We start from the raw sequence: 15,490 nt of genomic DNA, 5'->3' as shown, positions 1-15,490 counted from the left end.
GACTAACCAACAATCGCGGGGAAGGTGCCGAAGATTACACCCGCCCCAGCCAGACCGAGGGCACCGAGAGCGAGCGGCGAGCGTGGAGCACTTAGCCTCCGGACTTGTCCCAGCAATGTGGCGATTGCGATGAGACCAGCACCTATCGCGATAATCCGCGCGATCCCGGCATCGGGGAAAACCAGCACTCCGGCGTAGCTGATAGCGAAATGCGCCGACCAGATAACGAAGGCGATCAGAAGCGTGCGATAGATCGAAGATCGGTCGATGGGCTCGCCAATCTCGCTGTTCTTCGCTTCAGACACCGGGGAATACCCTCGGCAAGAGAGTAAAGATCATGCCCTGCAGCGCGCAGAACATTATGAAACGTGCGACGATATCCATGGTCACGTTTGTCGGAGTGGTCATGATTCCCCGTGCCTCGCGAAAGGCGAGATAGGCGGCCATGATGACAGCAACTACGACCACCTGTCCCTGAAGCACCGAAAGCATGAAGACAGTCGCGCCCATGCCATTCGCGGTGGGCTCAAGACCCGTCGCGAGCCAACCAGTCACATCGAGGTATAACGCGCCGACCAGTAGGGCCGCAGCAAGTGCCTCCAGCATCCAGGGCAGGTCTTCGGCAAGCCGCCCTTCTTTCGTTGCGAGAAACCGACGCCCGCCCCAAGCCGCAAGAAGTGCCGCAACTTCGATCCCGACGATAATTGCGGTTTTGCCGAGGGGCGGAGGCGCACTCCAGACTTCGGGATTGATGCCATAGAGATAGAGATAGGCGAACACGGCCATGAAGCCGATCATGCCGATTACGACCATCAAAGTGTTCAACGCCCACCAGCCGTGGCTTTTCGGCCCAGTGATTGCGATCGGAACCTCGATACCGCCGCCGATGTCGGCGCTTTCCTGTTTGATGGGACGGTCGGTTTCCCAAAGCCATCGGAGCGTACTCAGCACTGCTACAATGCCGCAAAACACTGCAAAGGCGTAGGCCTGCACCGTCAGCGAGAGGAAGAAGAGCGCGGTGAACACAGCTGCTGACATTGGCCACGGCGACGGGCCGGGCATGAGTTGGACATACTGAGGTTCTGCCATCACGGTCGAGGTAATCAGTGTCTCGCGCTGGCCTGTGGCAGAGTTCGGGAGGAAATAGCGCCCTTCTTCGACTTCCTTCGAGATTTGGGGGCGATCCCATAAAGGCTCGCGAGACGTAACCAGCGGGATCGAGCGCGTGGAGTACAAACCGGTTGGAAGCCATTCGAGCGTACCACCCCCGTAGATATTGCCTGCATCGTCATGAACCGTGAAACGAAAGCGGCGCGCGAGATCGAACAGGAAAAGGAGTATCCCAGCGGCCATCACGAAAGCGCCGATGGTGGACACCAGATTGAGCAGATCGAGATCGCGCCCGGGCAAATAGGTATAGACCCTGCGCGGCATACCCATCAAACCGGTCAGGTGCATGGGGAAGAAAGTGATATGAAGACCCGCGAACATCAGCCCGAAGACCCACTTTCCGACACGCTCAGATAGCGCCCGGCTACTAGTCATGCCGTGCCAGTGGTAGAACGCGGCGAACATCGGGAAAACCATGCCGCCCATCAGCACGTAATGGAGGTGGGCAACGATGAAATAGGTGTCATGCGCTTGCCAGTCGAAGGGCACCATACCCACCATCACGCCGGTCAAACCACCCATCGTGAAAATCACCACGCTTCCGACCACGAAAAGCGCGGGCGTGGTCCATTTGATTTTGCCGCTGGCTAACGTGGCGATCCAGCAAAATACCTGAATGCCGGCGGGTAGGCTGACGGCCATGCTCGCGGCAGAAAAATAGCCAGCGGAGACGCGCGGCATATCGGTCGTGAACATGTGATGCGCCCAGACGCCGAAGCTGATGAAGCCGGTAGCCACCAGTGCCAGTACGTTGAGACGGTATCCGACGAGCGGCACCTTTGCGACTGCGGTCACCATCATGCTCATGAGACCCGCGGCTGGGATGAAGATAATGTAGACTTCTGGATGGCCGAAAAACCAGAAGAGGTGTTGCCACAGCATGGGATCGCCGCCGCGTAGCGCATCGAAGAAAGGCCAATTGAAAGCTCGTTCGATCTCCAGCAGCATCGTGCACAGGATCACACTCGGGAAAGCGACCACGATCATTACCGCGAACACCAGCATGGCCCACGCAAACATCGGCATTTTGTCGAGGGTCATCCCCGGCGCGCGGGTGCGGAGCACGCCTACGATGATCTCGATTGCGCCTGCGATGGCGGAGATTTCGATGAAACCGATACCGAGTAGCCAGAAATCGGTATTTATGCCGGGGCTGAAGGCGATGCTTGTAAGCGGCGGATACATGAACCAGCCACCGTCAGGCGCCAGCCCGACGAATAGCGAGAGGAAAAACATCGTCCCACCAACGAAATAGGCCCAGAAAGCGAATGCTGACAACCTGGGAAACGGCAAATCGCGTGCGGCCAGCATCTGCGGCAACAGCATTATCCCGATCGCCTCCACCATCGGCACGGCAAACAGGAACATCATCACCGTTCCGTGCATCGTGAAGAACTGATTGTAGGTTTCGACGCCAAGGAAATCCTGCATCGGAGCGGCGAGCTGCACGCGCATGCCCAGCGCCAGAATGCCCGCTGCAAGAAAGAAGCCGAAAGCGGTGACGACGTACCAGAAGCCGACGTAATTGTTATTGACCGCGGTAAGGCGTCCCCAGCCTTTGGGCGCACGCCAGATGCGGTTTAATTCTTCGACTTCGCTATCGGAGCGCTTCTCGGTGGGGAAGCGATCATAGAGCGCATAGTCGAACCCCGTCTCGGATCTCATTTCTGCTGCTCTAACCAGATAGCGATAGCTTCGAGCTCTTCGGCATTGAGCATGTCATAGCTCGGCATGCGGTTTCCGGGTTTGAGCGATTGGCTGTCGCCGATCCAGCCAATGAGGGTGCCGCGATTATTGGGCAATATACCCGCACCCAGCGTGCGGCGCGATCCGACATGGGTGAGATCCGGACCAGCGAGACCGTTCGCCTCCGTACCCGCAACCCGGTGGCACGCAGCACACCCAGACTGCATGAACAGTTCCTGCCCGGACAGCTGACCAGAATTTGCGTCAGCGCCTGCAACCGGACGCGAGACTGCTGACTGCTCCGAAGCGACCGTCATTGAGGCGGATAGGGGTTCTTTTGGCGTGGTTATGCCGCGCCCCGCCGAAACGAGACGCTTAGTCCGCTCGGCATACCATTCGCGAAAATTGCCGTCCTCATGTGCAACAGCAACGAAGCCCATCAGCGCATGTTGCCGCCCACAATACTCCGCGCACACCCCGCCGAACTCTCCTGCGCGATCTGCTTCGATCCTCAGTAGAGTGCGGCGCCCGGGAATCATGTCCTTCTTTCCCGATAGATGCGGCACCCAGAAGCTGTGGATCACATCGGCGGATTCCAATTCGAGCACCACCGGACGTCCAACAGGAATGTGAATCTCGTTAGCATCTTCCATCACAACCGCGCCCGATGGGTCCAGATACTGCACACGGAACCACCACATTTCGCCGGTGACGCGAATACGCATCTCGTCCCCGTGGATCGGCTCTGTCAGGCTGGCCGTAAGTGTGAGTCCCCACACCAGTAGCGCGGTCAATACGACGCCCGGAAAGGCCACCCCGCCGAGCCAGATCGCGCGTTCGCCTCCGAGCTTCGCCTTCCACTTGTTTGGTCCCTTGATGGCGACCCAAAGAGCAAACACCACGACCAATGTGACGAAAGCGCCCAAACCGAAAAGCGACCAGGCCAGGGTTGTAACTTTGCCTGAATACGGACCTGCCGGGTCGAGTACCGGAGGTGGCCAACCCCAAAGTGCGTCAATCATGGTCGAGACCATACAAATAGGCTGCGATATCTGCCGCCTCAGCCTCGCTAATTGGCATTGGCGGCATGGAAGAGCCCTCCTTCACGGAAGGTGCGTTGCGGATGAAGGCCGCCAATACGTCCGGCCGGTTCGGCAATTGGCCAGCTATCAAGCCGACATCGTCGAAGCCATCAAGCGATGGTCCCAATCGCCCGGATGGCCAGTCCAGCCCGGGGATTTCGTGGCAAGATCCACAGCCTGCGCGCTTGATTGCTATTAAGCCGCGATCCTTCGGTCCGGTAGCCGGCTCTCGCCGCGTCTCGACCGGGTCCTTGCATGCGGCAAGCGGTGCACAAGCGGCTAAAGCTACGCCGGTCACGATGGCTTTCCAATTCCGATGCTCCACACTCCCCATTCCCATGGGAACCGGACAATTGCACGCTTCGTTCCCGCCAGACGATGCTTTTCCGCTCTAACCTGTCCGTCGCCGCCTTTGCTATGGCGCTGGCGTCATGCACTCCTGCCCCGATCGACGATCCATTCGACGACACCGGCGAATTGATTGCCTTATCAGGCGGGGACGCGGGTCCGCAGGCCGCTTGCCACACTTGTCATGGGCTGGACGGCGGCGGCGACGGAGCGTTGGTGCCGAGAATAGCGGGCATGGATACGGGATATCTTGTGCGGCAGCTGGGCTTTTACGCGGACGGCCAACGTAGCCATCCCCAAATGACTTGGCTTGCAGGTCGACTAAATTCCGAGGAGCGGTTGGCTGTGTCAGCCTACTACGCGGCCATGGACTTTCCGGAGGGCATGGGGGGAAGCACGACTTTGACTGAACCCTCGTGCGAAATCGCGAAAGCATACGAGATCTACCATGCAGGCTTACCCGAACGCGCTCTATCGTCCTGCGCATCTTGCCATGGGGAAACCGGTCTGGGCTCGGGTGGCGGCAACCCACCCCTGATCGGTCAAAGCGCTGAGTACCACGCCGAACAATTGCGCCGCTGGCGCAACGGTGGGCGATACGGCGATGCACTAAACGTCATGCAGGATGCGGCCAGCAAGCTGCAAGAGAGCGAAATCAGCCCACTCGCGGCGTATATTGCGTATGGTCCGGAGCCGTCTCGTCGTCTCGGATTTCCGGAAGAATGCCCCTGACTGTATCATCGCGATCCCAGAAATGGTGTTTCAATGCCGCAATGACATGCAGCGGCACCAGCAATGTGAGGCCGATCACGCCTAGCACATGAAGGCTCTCCGCCCAGTCTAGTACCTGATACTGCCACGCTGGGGAGAGTGTATGAAAGGGCATCGGTGGTATAGCGACCAATCCGGCAAGCCGCAGAGGCTGCACCGGCTGTATCGCCGACCACATCGCCCATCCGCTCAGCGGAAGTAGCGCGAACAGGCCATAGAAAAGGTACTGTGTGATATGTGCTGCCGTCCGCTGCCAGACTGGCGCATCGGCGTCGTTGACCGGATCGGGGACAAAAAGCCGCCAGCCAAACCTTAAGATGGCGAGGAACAGGATGGTCAGCCCCAGCTCGCTATGCAATTCGTAGGTGGCAAGCTTGCTTGCCCCGACGGGATAGCGCGACATCATCCAACCTGAGCCGAGTTGAAAGAGAACCAACCCTGCCATTATCCAGTGAAACCAGACACCGACCGGAGAATACTTCCCATGCTCGGTATAACTGACCGCCCATCTTCGGATAAGGTCATGAAGCCTCATGCGGCCGCTCTGCTACCAAGCGATCGATAGAGTATCGTCAATGCAGCGATTAGATAGACCAAGCTCGCGGGGGCCCACATAACGATACCCGCAATTTGCTGATCCTCCATCGGCGAGAGACCCCACAAGCGGGTCGTTAGCCAATGTGGCGCATAATACGCACGGTGCGCAAAGGTAAGTAGCGCGCCAAGTGCCCCCATCGCGACCATCGTCGCCAACAGCCCTGTCGCGGCAGCTGGAGCCGGCGATCGAATGACCTTGACCCACCATGCTGCTGCCGTGGCGACAATGCTGATCTGCATGAGCCAGAAAACCGCGTCGCTACTCATCGCCAGTTCGTACAATGGAGGTGCATGCCAAGCCCAGAAGGTGATGGCATGTACCGCAGTCCATACGGTCAACGTCCCGGGCAAGCTCTTGTCCTCGAGCCGAAAGGCCGCAATGAGCAGTGGGGCGAAGACCGCTGCGAGTATGACATCGTGGATGATGCGGACTGTGAACAATGCGGATCCGAGCGCGCAGAAGGGGCTGATGTAGAGAAGGCAGAAGACGATCAGGAGTGCGTATGTCGGCGTGGCTCTCAGACTTTCGCGTTGCCAATATGCGCCCCCTACCACGACCAGAAGGCAGGCGACCAATTCGGGTGCGAAATTCCAATTGGTTAACCAGCCCCCAGGATCTGGAGCTTTTCCGCAATAGGGCAACCAATCGTGCAGCATCCGTCTCCCGTGAGCGTGTGGTTAGATCAGCAATTCAATGCTCACAACAGTCTTTGGTGTTCTGCAAACCCACGCAATGAGCAGAAAGCGGTCGCAACCTAGGATGAAAGACGCTCGGACAGAATTTAGGGTCCCGAGACCATGTAGGTAGGTCATAATCGGTGAACCGCATTCGCTCTGATCATACCCGTGAGCCAGGTGAAGGTCGGCTTTGGCTACAATCGCGTCTGAAGCCGACAGTCCGCTACCGGCCCACTACCAGTCATTCGCCAAAAAGCTTACCCGACATCGATACCTGCGCCTGCGCTGTAGCAAACCCAGGATCGGTTTTTTTAGGCGACTGTTCGGTCCCCTCATCTTCCTCATTCTGCCGCTGCTTGCCAATGCGCGACCTTGGTTCGTTTTCACCTAGGCCCGGTTCCGTCGGAGCAAAAAGACTGAAATTGGCATCCGGCATCTTCGGCCCGGATTGGGCCACAGAATGGGAAGAGTTTAGCGTACTAAAGTCGCCCGACATCTTCTTCGAGTCATCCGCCCCTTCCGGTAAAGGCAGCGCGACCGCTCCGATGTTGGCGAGTTCGGAAGCGGAAAGATTGTCCAGCGGTTCGACAATTCTCGGTGCGCGGCCATCGAAGGCCGAGAGCCGATATGACCTTGGTGGCGTTTGCGCTTCGCTCGCGAGCGGGTGAGGAAGCTGCGGTGAACGATCGGAAGCGAGGCTTCTGCTATGGACCGCCCGGTCGCCTGACTCATCTGACACCGGCTTGATGGGCTCCGGTTGTCTGGGAGTTACAAACGTTGGCAGCTGCCGTCGATCGGAGAACAGATGATCGATGTCTTCCACCGGCGCGGGGATTGCAGGCGGGGCTTTCCCCGCCGGACCCAAAAGCCATTCGGAAAGTGCTTCTGCTTCCTCACCCGCGGAAAGGTCAGCCGGCACAATCGGCGCCTTCGGCGGCATTATCCCTACAGATTCTACGTCCGCGTCAGCAGCCAGCGGCTGCGGCACTACCGGCGCTGTGTGCGCAGCGATCTCCGGTTCTATCGCCGGGTTCGATGGGGGCTCCGGCAATTTCACGGGTGGAAACAGCTCCAGATCGAAGCCAGTGCCGATCCAGCTATCCGCCACCGGCAATGGATCAGGGAGCTTTGGCGCGATCACCTCGGCGGGCAAGTTCGAGCTGCGCCCAAACACCGCTTCGGTGTCGTTTGCCGGGATCACATCTTCTCGAAGGCCGCCATGCTTGGAAAGCAATTCCGGGGTGGATGGCAGTGTTATCCCGCGGATGTCGATCGACGTGGCAGATTGCATCGACCCCGGGCGGGAAACCGAAATAGCTGCGAGATCTGCGTCGCGCTCCTTTCGAACGTATTCCAATACGTTAGCGACCGTGGCTTGCAGGGCGCGACGCAGTTCTCGCACGCACTGCAGCGCCGAATTGCGCGCCACCGCCCCATGGTTCTGCTCGTTCATCGCAACCTTCTCACCGCGCCTAACTTTGGCGGTTAGCCCGGCACCCAGATGGACTTGAGGGATGTAATCCATTCCGGCCGCCGCGTAGCTTAGGTGCGTGTAACGCTTGTTCACGCCATACATCTCGCAGGTGTGGTTCAGTTCCTCGGCCAGCAGAAACCGCATCCGCGTCCACTGTTCCGGGCAGTCTAGGTCACTGCGCAGCGCTCGGCCGATTTGCCACTCTGCCTGATCGGTGCGTACCATCGGCCGATAAGAAAACACCACATGCGCATGCCAATTGCGCTGGTCGCCGTCCTCCGACGGCGGGTGGAGGCAGACGGAGTAAGGGAGATCCTGGCTGCTGAAAACTTGCTCGCAATAGCGCAGCAACATGGCCCACTGCTCTTCCGGAGAAAGCTCGTGCAGCGACTGGATAATCATGTGGTGCACGACCTTCGCGTTTCCCGCCGCCGACCGATTGACGCGCTCTAACTGGTCGAAGGCTTCCGCCGCCTCCTCTACTGTGAGACCGACCGAGCTGAAGAAGGCCAGCGCCCCGCTCTCGAACTCGTGGGCTCCCTCGGCCCCGTAGCGGACCAGGTCTTTTGCTGCCCCCAGCTTGCTCGTCTTGGCGTTGCGATAAACCGTCCTCTGGAACGGGAAGAGCAGTCCGTCACTCGTCCGGACCGGTGTCGAGTAGCGAGGCATCCAGCCCCTGCTGGTTCCGATGCGGACCGCACGTGACGAAGAGCTGGACTTGTAGTCCTTTCGTTGTTCTTCGCCCCAGTTCCTGGCCTTGGTCCTGAACCAGAACAGGTCACGATCTCGCCCGCGCTGGCGTATTTCCGCCTCACGCTCGAGCCTCTGGATTGACTTTACGTGCTGCGCCTCGCTCCACGCCGCGCGCTGCCTTTCTTGCTGTGCCTGCAGTTCAAGCCTGAGCCAGGGGTTCCTCGAGATGCGCAGGAGACTGGCGACATGCGCCGAACCTGGTTCGACATATCCGCATTGGCGATCGGGCTTGATCTTCATGGGGGCGGTCTTTGCAAACGGGGCGGGCGAAGCTGGCTTAACTGGCAAACATTATTTCGCGTACCGCCCCAACTTCATCCTTATGTCGACTGTGCTGGGTTGCTGATTGTCCGCAATGACTATCCGCGTTGCAATCCGCTTTTCCTTAACTGGCTGCACAATTTGTCCCTCTTCGGGTGACCAGCTTGGGTTTCTGCGAAAATCGCAATATAACTGGTCGATGGAACAGAAATTCACTCACGCCTCGGGCAACGACCTTGAGCAGCTCGCGTCTCAGCTGGATCGCACGCTCACCCTCCTTGCCAACACCGAAGCTCGCCTGGCAGGTCCGATCATCACGCCTGGCGAGACAAGGTTCCGGGATCCTCACGATGTGCATCACCAGATTACCCTCGGCGCGGTGCTGTGCGCGTACAAACTGAACGCTCACCACGCCCGCGCCATAGACGGTCTCCTTTCGATGACCGTGGAGCAGATGAAAGCAATTCTGGAGGAAGCGTCCAGCATTGAAGGCGATGACGACGACGACGAGGACGAGGACGAGACCATGGGCACCGTTCTTCTTAAGTTGGTGGAACTGGTGCCAGGTCGGCTCGATGAATTCGGCAGATACGCCGAATGGCGACGCGGCTTCGACGCGTACATGGACCGAACTAGGCCCTATCTCGAAGATATGACCGCAGAGGATTTGGAGAAGCTCGAAACTCGGCCACCTTCGCAGAACCAGATGCGCCAAATCAGGGTTACCTGTGCGTATCATCGCATACCGTTTCCAGCTGTGCCCAACCGGCGGACGGCATTCGAATGGCTTCGAGATTTCGGAGCTAACACCCGGTACCGGGAGCTGCCGCGATGAAGTTCGAATGGGAGCAACCCGATGGAACCGTTGTTGAAATCAGTGATCCAGACCTCATTGCCGACGTGTTGAACGATCTAAGGTCGCGTATCGAAATTGCGAAAGCGGATGGTCGCTCTATGGAAGAAGCCGCCCTGCGATCGAAGTTCGATGGCCAGTACGGCCAGTGGCGTTGGTACATGGCCCGCTATTATCAGGCAGAGCACCACGGACTGCTAAGGCTCGTCAGAAATTGGGAACTTGTTCTCTCATGGTGGACCGAATGCGCCGAAAGTTCTGACCACGAAGGGCTGTCGGAGCTTCAAGAGACATTGCTCGCCGGGGTATCTGCTGATCTTCGTCCCACATCCTGGGAAGAAGCCCGAAAGATCCTTGACTACCACCCCCGGTTCAAGATCCCGCCCTGTGGTCTGCACGCGGCAATAGAGGAAATCTCGATATTGATCCCGCTCGCAAAGTCGGTTCGCGATGCCGCTGAAAAGCTGGCGAAGGATCTGTTCGACGGGACCATGCCCAATCAAGAGGTGCTTAATCGGTTTAAGTCCCGGCGCGACGAACTGAAAGCCCAATTCGACGGCTTTGTCGCAGGTCGATAACTGATGCAGGACTCATCCGTAACCGCTGAGATGATGTCCAGCACCGAGGGAGGTGCCTACGCTCTTATTGCGTCTGCGTCCCTTTGGATCGCTCAGAACCTTTGTCACGGGTCCTCCCGTTTACACGCCGACCGGCTTACCCAAAATGCATTCGGCAATCAGCAGTCCTTATCCGTAACCCCACAGCGCCCGGCCGGACTTCGCGACATCTGGTTCCCAGGGCATCCGGCTGTCGAACAGATGCGCTGCAGACTTCATGGGATGGGCATCCCATCCAATCCTGACCAGATACCGATGCCCGCTTCTCGCGAGCAGATCACACCATACCTTGCGGCCAGGTATCCGTTTCTTTTCGATCGGGGCCGGGAGATGGCAATGGCCTCGCAGTCGCACCAGTCCACGGGAATAGAGGACGCCTATCTCCACGTGGCAGGCTGGACGTTCGAAGATGTCGAGGCGGTCTATCTGTTTGCCTGGGACAATCACCGCCACGGAGGGCGAGGAAGAGCTTCGTTCGATCGCCTCTGGATCCGGGATCTCGACGGGTTCTGCGATCTCTACCCTGATAGCTCGCGATCGTTTCGGTTAAGCGAGGCCTTCGATGACTTGCGCAACCGCATAAAAACCACAGCGGCAAACCCTATCGCGGTAGTTCGCCATATCGCCGAGGATCTTTTCGAACTCGAGCGCGGGATGGACTGTCTTGTCGGACTGACCGACCTGCGTGAAATGTTGAGGCAGGCACGGCGCGAGGACCGCCTTCGTCTCTTCGCATCGGTGAGTCCACTGCTTGTTTCAGTCGCCAGAACCCATCCTGAAATCCTGAGCCCTGCAGATCACAAACAGCATGCTGGTGTGACCGCGGGACTTTCGGATTCATTGACCATCGCAAGTCGCGGCATCGAGCCCGACAAAGAGCTGACCGAGGCTCGCTTCTTAGGATGGAGTGACCTCCAATATGTTCTGCATCTCTTCAGCGAGATGGGTCATCGAAAAGTGGAGAAGTTTGGATACCATGCGGGCTCTGCCGAGCATGACGAACTGCGCTCGAAAATCTTCCGCCTCGCCATCAATTTCATCGCGCACCACAACCCGGGTCGTGCAGCGGCTCATCTTGCAAAGCGGCTCAGCGAAGAAGATCACAAGCACGCCAGCGACGAGATCCTTCATAGGAAAAGGACGGGCTGGTCGGTCTTTGACGGTTCTCCGGATGCCGAAACGACAGAGGATGCTGACGCTCAGGATGAACCGCTGGCGGTCGTGCTTGCGTACTGTTTGGTCGGCGCATCCTACGTCGACACTTTCCGCAAGGAGAGCAAGCGACTGTCTGAAGCGGGGATCCTTGACCCCGCCAAAAACCCAGCGGCGAGGGCCTTCTTCTCGCCTGAGGCGTGGACACAAACTCCGGCCACGACGACCCTACTGGCTGCTCGCGACGATTGGAGCGACGAATTGGCAGTCCTCGACCGGCGCTATGTGGCGGAAAAGCGTAAGCGACATCTTCAGACATCAGCGTTCTTCGCGAGCCGCTTGAGCGAATGCATCATAGCGCCCTTCACGCTTCGCGCGTTTGGCGTGAAGCTACCCGACGCCCCCGAGAATCCCGCCACTGGCAAAGAACCGCGATCCAATAAACGGCCGAAATCATCACTTCATATCGAGAGTGGCGGAGAGAAAGCCCAGAATTCTGCCATTTCTGTCTGCGATTTGCGGACCAGGGAGCGCTCCAAACTCCTCCTGAATCGACGGTAACAGCCGCGTAATTGGTGTGCCTCTCAATGAAGGAGGCATACCATGGACACGGAAAATCAGGCCTCATTGGCCTTCGAAGAAAACATTGCGGACAACGGCATAGAGTATGCGACCGAAGCCGCAGACCCATCCAGTACTGAGCCATCGACAAATAGTTCAGCAACCGCGGACAAAATTGAAAGGAACGATCCATCCTATTTTCTCGCGAGGGATATCCAGCTCGACGCTAACCTCCACGAACGCAGGGCCTTCTCGGAAGACGATCTAGCGTTTGCCGATGCCGTCACTTCACAGTCGCATCTCGTCGCGCCCTTCCCGGTTGTTCGACGCGGTAACAGCCTCTTTCTCGTCGATGGATATGTGCATCTCGGGGCGATCGTCGAGGGCGACCGCGACGCGCTCGTAAAGGTCATCGAGGTCAGCGAAGAAGACGCGCTGGCTATCCGGTTCGCCGACACTCGCAGGGCTCGTGGTCGTGAGCCCATGGTCTCGAGCCGTCAGGCACTCGCCCGACATCGTTCCGGTGTTGCCCAGGAAGCCATAGCAAAGGAACTGGGCGTCAGCGCTGGCAACGTCTCACAGATGATCTCGGCGGCCCAAACCGAGGAGGAACTCGGTGCTGTGGCCGACCGGCTCGTTAATCGGTCCAAGGTTTCGCGCGGCTGGTGGTTCGACGTCCACACCACGCGGGAGCGGCTGAAGAAAGCTGACGGCGCCGAGCCCGAAGGAAGCACTCCGAACATGGATCGGTTCAGGAGGGCGATCGAGAAGCTGCTGGAATCTGGGGGGGCGCTCAGCACGGAGCAGGTTCGCGAAGCGCTCAATATCAATGTCAAGCGTGCCGAACCGAAGCGGCGCAACCGCATGCTCGGAAAGCCGGAAAAGCGGCGTGGGCTGAAGGTCCGGCTTAACGTCGATCGGAAGCGGCAGGGCGGAAAGGTGATCAACTTCCCGCCCGGTTTTCCGGATGAGGAGTTCGAAGCGGCGCTGGAGGCATTGCTCGCTTTCCTGATGCCCCCCGGCTCGGATGCCGGTCCGGCATCGAAGAACTGACTCGGATCGAGACGGCAGCGACGGATCGGATGCTGGCGATGGCAAGGGATGATAGACCCTCGCATGCGCGCACGACCGCGCTGCCGCTCGACAACGCACATGCAGAAATCGAGTGGCTGGCGTCTCCATCGGATGATCTCCTCGCGCGCTTGCTGCTCGAACTTATTGGCGAGGACGGACTGAAGGAGATATTCGATGAATGATGCCGTTGGATACATTCGTTGTTCCCACATGGACGCGCCTGCGATGACACGCTCTATCGCTGTGCAGAGCGAAAGAATAAGGTTATCGCAGCCATGCGTTCCCTGCGCCTGTATCGCGTTTTTATTGATATTGGAGGAGGCTGTTCGGTTCTATCCGAGCGCGAGCGCATGCTGAATTGCATTACTTGGTATAATATAGATGCAGTGATCGTGGCGGGGAAAGATCGTCTGGCAAGAGAGTATAGCGACTATTTTCGTATCCTCGGCAAACTGGATGCGCTTGGTATCGAGTTCATCTGCGCAGACGAGGAAAGGGAAGCGCTGCTCGATAGGCATGGGTAAGATGGCATGGCATCTCGCTGGTTACGAAGAATGAAACGGCAGAGGAGATAACGTGGGAAATAGGGCTTCACCGGATCGGCGAAAGGCATACGCGTATGTCCGTGTCAGCACGGCCGAGCAGGCCCAGCATCAGACCTCGCTCCGGCAGCAGACAGTCGATCTCAAAAAATACTGCACTCAGAACGACATCGATCTCATCGAGATCTTTGTTGAACCGGGACTGTCCGGCTCCGACTGGAAAAGACCGGAATTCAACCGAATGATGCTTCTCGCTACCGGCGATGATCATCCGGTCGATTGCATTATCGCCTGTGATATGGCCCGCCTCGCCCGCGACGTGGAATTCACGGTAATTACGCAGGGACAACTCCAGCGCGCTGGGGTGCAGTGCCTGTTCGTCTACCAGAGGTTCGAAGACAACCATTTCGGCATGTTGCACAAGCTGCTGACCAGCTGGCAGGATCAGGATGCTATCGTTAAGGCATCAATGAATACCCGAAGGGGTCTCCGAGGGACCGCCGAGGAGGGTTTCTGGGTCGGAGGGACCGTTCCCCTTGGCTACGAGTCCCGAACAGTCGAAGTGCGTTCGAAGAAGGAGAAGAAGAAGCTCTTTTTGAACGCGTCCGAAGCGGCCATCGTTCGGATGATATTCGACCTTGCGGAGAAAGGTCTGAATGGTAGCCCTTTGGGGGGCCGGGCTATTGCCGAATACCTGAACAAACATGGCTACACCCGCCGTGGGAAGAAATTCTACAATGCGACTGTCGCAGGCATCCTGTCTCGCCCCCACTACCTCGGCCGTTTTCCAGGCAACAAGTTCGACGAGTTCGGCAATCTCCTGCCGGAGGAGGAATGGACTTGGGTGGACTGTCCGCAGCTTATCACTCAGGAACAATTCGACCGCGTTGCAGCGCTCAGGGAAGAGCGGGCACCGCGAAATACGCCTCCACGGGTAGTAAGCGGTCCGACGCTTCTCATCGGATTAGCGGAATGCGAAGCCTGCGGTGCGGGAATGACAATCAGGACAGGAAAGGGTGGCCGATATCGCTACTATTCCTGCAATTCGAAAGTGAACCGGGGTGCATCGGCGTGCGATTGTCCCAACGTACGGGCTGAGAAGCTGGACGAACTCGTTCTAGGCGAAGTCGCTGATAGGGTATTCGGGGAAGAGCATCTCGAACCGTTGCTCACGAAGGTGCTCGATACTTCCGATGAGGGCCGTCAGCGCAAGCTACAAGAATTGGAACAGTGCGAGGCGAAGTTAGCAGACGCCCGTCGCCGTCTTTCTAATCTGCACGACGCGATTGAGACTGGAGCAGTTTCTCCTCGCGATCCGGACATCACGGCCAGGCTGAAGCAACGACGTACGGAGATCGATGGCCTTAATACGACTGTGACGACGCTACATCAGCAGCTCGAACGTGGGCCTGCTAGAATCACTTCGTCCGTAATTCAAAGATTTGGGGACATTGTTCGCCGAGAGCTGAAGCACGGCAAGGACGAGGCGCGCCAGCAGATTGCTCGTGCCTTTATCGAGAAGATCCGTATTGGCCCGAAGGTCGAAATCTCTGGGCAGACGGACGCATTGGCGCACGGCGCTGCGTCAGTGGCCAGATCGAAGGGCGAGGTGCCCAACTTTGACCGGAAATGGTGCCAGAAGAGGACTCGAACTCGTCTTGGGCCGATCTCTGAAAAGCGCGGAATTCCGCGGTTCTCTAATGTATCCTGCGGACTCTTGTGATCATTTTTGTGTTCAAGTCAATGCGACAATTTTAGCGGCAGCTTTGCGCCCCTTCTCAGCCGTTCAGCGACCTCGTCGATGATCCCAAAAGCGGACGCTGTTATGGTGCCGACTGAAGGAAAGCGTTGTCGGACACTCCAGAACGGCA

At 58.1% G+C, this 15,490-nt stretch carries 15 protein-coding genes; 8 read left to right on the top strand and 7 right to left on the bottom strand.

The window, feature by feature from the left end:
• Positions 1 to 2: 2 nt before the first annotated feature.
• Genes QQW98_RS06565 through QQW98_RS13965 form a run of 4 tightly spaced genes read right to left on the bottom strand, consistent with a single transcriptional unit; the run spans position 3 to position 4,272 of the window.
• Positions 3 to 305, bottom strand: a complete 303-nt coding sequence (locus QQW98_RS06565; RefSeq protein ID WP_290136725.1) for a hypothetical protein — start codon at positions 303 to 305, stop codon at positions 3 to 5.
• Positions 298 to 2,835: a cbb3-type cytochrome c oxidase subunit I gene (locus tag QQW98_RS06560; RefSeq protein ID WP_290136724.1), complete on the bottom strand. Its 2,538-nt coding sequence runs from the start codon at positions 2,833 to 2,835 to the stop codon at positions 298 to 300. The genes QQW98_RS06565 and QQW98_RS06560 overlap by 8 nt, the downstream gene beginning before the upstream one ends.
• A complete protein-coding gene (locus QQW98_RS06555) occupies positions 2,832 to 3,878 on the bottom strand; it encodes a cytochrome c oxidase subunit II (protein ID WP_290136723.1) in 1,047 nt (348 codons plus the stop codon). The genes QQW98_RS06560 and QQW98_RS06555 overlap by 4 nt, the downstream gene beginning before the upstream one ends.
• Positions 3,871 to 4,272 (bottom strand): c-type cytochrome, encoded by a 402-nt coding sequence (locus tag QQW98_RS13965; RefSeq protein WP_067503770.1) that lies wholly within the window; start codon positions 4,270 to 4,272, stop codon positions 3,871 to 3,873. The genes QQW98_RS06555 and QQW98_RS13965 overlap by 8 nt, the downstream gene beginning before the upstream one ends.
• On the opposite strand from QQW98_RS13965, the gene QQW98_RS13960 reads away from it, so the two are divergent.
• Positions 4,194 to 5,018: a c-type cytochrome gene (locus tag QQW98_RS13960; protein ID WP_404800877.1), complete on the top strand. Its 825-nt coding sequence runs from the start codon at positions 4,194 to 4,196 to the stop codon at positions 5,016 to 5,018. The two genes, QQW98_RS13965 and QQW98_RS13960, sit on opposite strands and share 79 nt — an antisense overlap.
• On the opposite strand, the gene QQW98_RS06550 is transcribed toward QQW98_RS13960, so the two are convergent.
• From QQW98_RS06550 to QQW98_RS06540, 3 genes are all read right to left on the bottom strand, one after another.
• Positions 4,942 to 5,592, bottom strand: coding sequence for a cytochrome b (locus QQW98_RS06550; protein WP_290136722.1), 651 nt, complete (start codon positions 5,590 to 5,592; stop codon positions 4,942 to 4,944). The two genes, QQW98_RS13960 and QQW98_RS06550, sit on opposite strands and share 77 nt — an antisense overlap.
• Positions 5,589 to 6,311, bottom strand: a complete 723-nt coding sequence (locus tag QQW98_RS06545) for a cytochrome c oxidase assembly protein (RefSeq protein WP_290136721.1) — start codon at positions 6,309 to 6,311, stop codon at positions 5,589 to 5,591. Before QQW98_RS06545 ends, QQW98_RS06550 begins: the two co-directional genes overlap by 4 nt.
• Positions 6,312 to 6,573: 262 nt before the next feature.
• Positions 6,574 to 8,799 carry a MobA/MobL family protein gene (locus QQW98_RS06540; protein ID WP_290136720.1) on the bottom strand — a complete coding sequence of 742 codons (2,226 nt, stop codon included), beginning with the start codon at positions 8,797 to 8,799 and terminating at the stop codon, positions 6,574 to 6,576.
• A 220-nt stretch (positions 8,800 to 9,019) separates the two neighbouring features.
• Here QQW98_RS06540 and QQW98_RS06535 point away from each other — a divergent pair, with 220 nt between their 5' ends.
• The 7 genes from QQW98_RS06535 (at position 9,020) to QQW98_RS06505 (ending at position 15,342) form a co-directional block, all read left to right on the top strand.
• A complete protein-coding gene (locus tag QQW98_RS06535; RefSeq protein ID WP_290136719.1) occupies positions 9,020 to 9,655 on the top strand; it encodes a hypothetical protein in 636 nt (211 codons plus the stop codon).
• Positions 9,652 to 10,251 carry a hypothetical protein gene (locus QQW98_RS06530; RefSeq protein ID WP_290136718.1) on the top strand — a complete coding sequence of 200 codons (600 nt, stop codon included), beginning with the start codon at positions 9,652 to 9,654 and terminating at the stop codon, positions 10,249 to 10,251. The genes QQW98_RS06535 and QQW98_RS06530 overlap by 4 nt, the downstream gene beginning before the upstream one ends.
• A gap of 261 nt (positions 10,252 to 10,512) precedes the next feature.
• On the top strand, positions 10,513 to 12,003 hold the full coding sequence (locus tag QQW98_RS06525; RefSeq protein WP_290136717.1) for a hypothetical protein: 1,491 nt from the start codon (positions 10,513 to 10,515) through the stop codon (positions 12,001 to 12,003).
• Between the two features lie 42 nt (positions 12,004 to 12,045).
• Complete coding sequence (locus QQW98_RS06520; RefSeq protein ID WP_290136716.1) at positions 12,046 to 13,056, top strand: hypothetical protein; 1,011 nt, start codon at positions 12,046 to 12,048, stop codon at positions 13,054 to 13,056.
• Between the two features lie 29 nt (positions 13,057 to 13,085).
• On the top strand, positions 13,086 to 13,259 hold the full coding sequence (locus tag QQW98_RS06515) for a hypothetical protein (protein WP_290136715.1): 174 nt from the start codon (positions 13,086 to 13,088) through the stop codon (positions 13,257 to 13,259).
• A 93-nt stretch (positions 13,260 to 13,352) separates the two neighbouring features.
• Positions 13,353 to 13,601 carry a recombinase family protein gene (locus QQW98_RS06510; RefSeq protein WP_290136714.1) on the top strand — a complete coding sequence of 83 codons (249 nt, stop codon included), beginning with the start codon at positions 13,353 to 13,355 and terminating at the stop codon, positions 13,599 to 13,601.
• Between the two features lie 52 nt (positions 13,602 to 13,653).
• Positions 13,654 to 15,342 (top strand): recombinase family protein, encoded by a 1,689-nt coding sequence (locus QQW98_RS06505; protein ID WP_290136713.1) that lies wholly within the window; start codon positions 13,654 to 13,656, stop codon positions 15,340 to 15,342.
• The last annotated feature ends 148 nt before the right edge of the window (positions 15,343 to 15,490 follow it).

It is taken from the genome of Alteriqipengyuania flavescens, assembly GCF_030406725.1.
Lineage (GTDB): Bacteria > Pseudomonadota > Alphaproteobacteria > Sphingomonadales > Sphingomonadaceae > Alteriqipengyuania_B > Alteriqipengyuania_B flavescens.
This window is presented reverse-complemented; position numbering and strand designations above follow the sequence as displayed.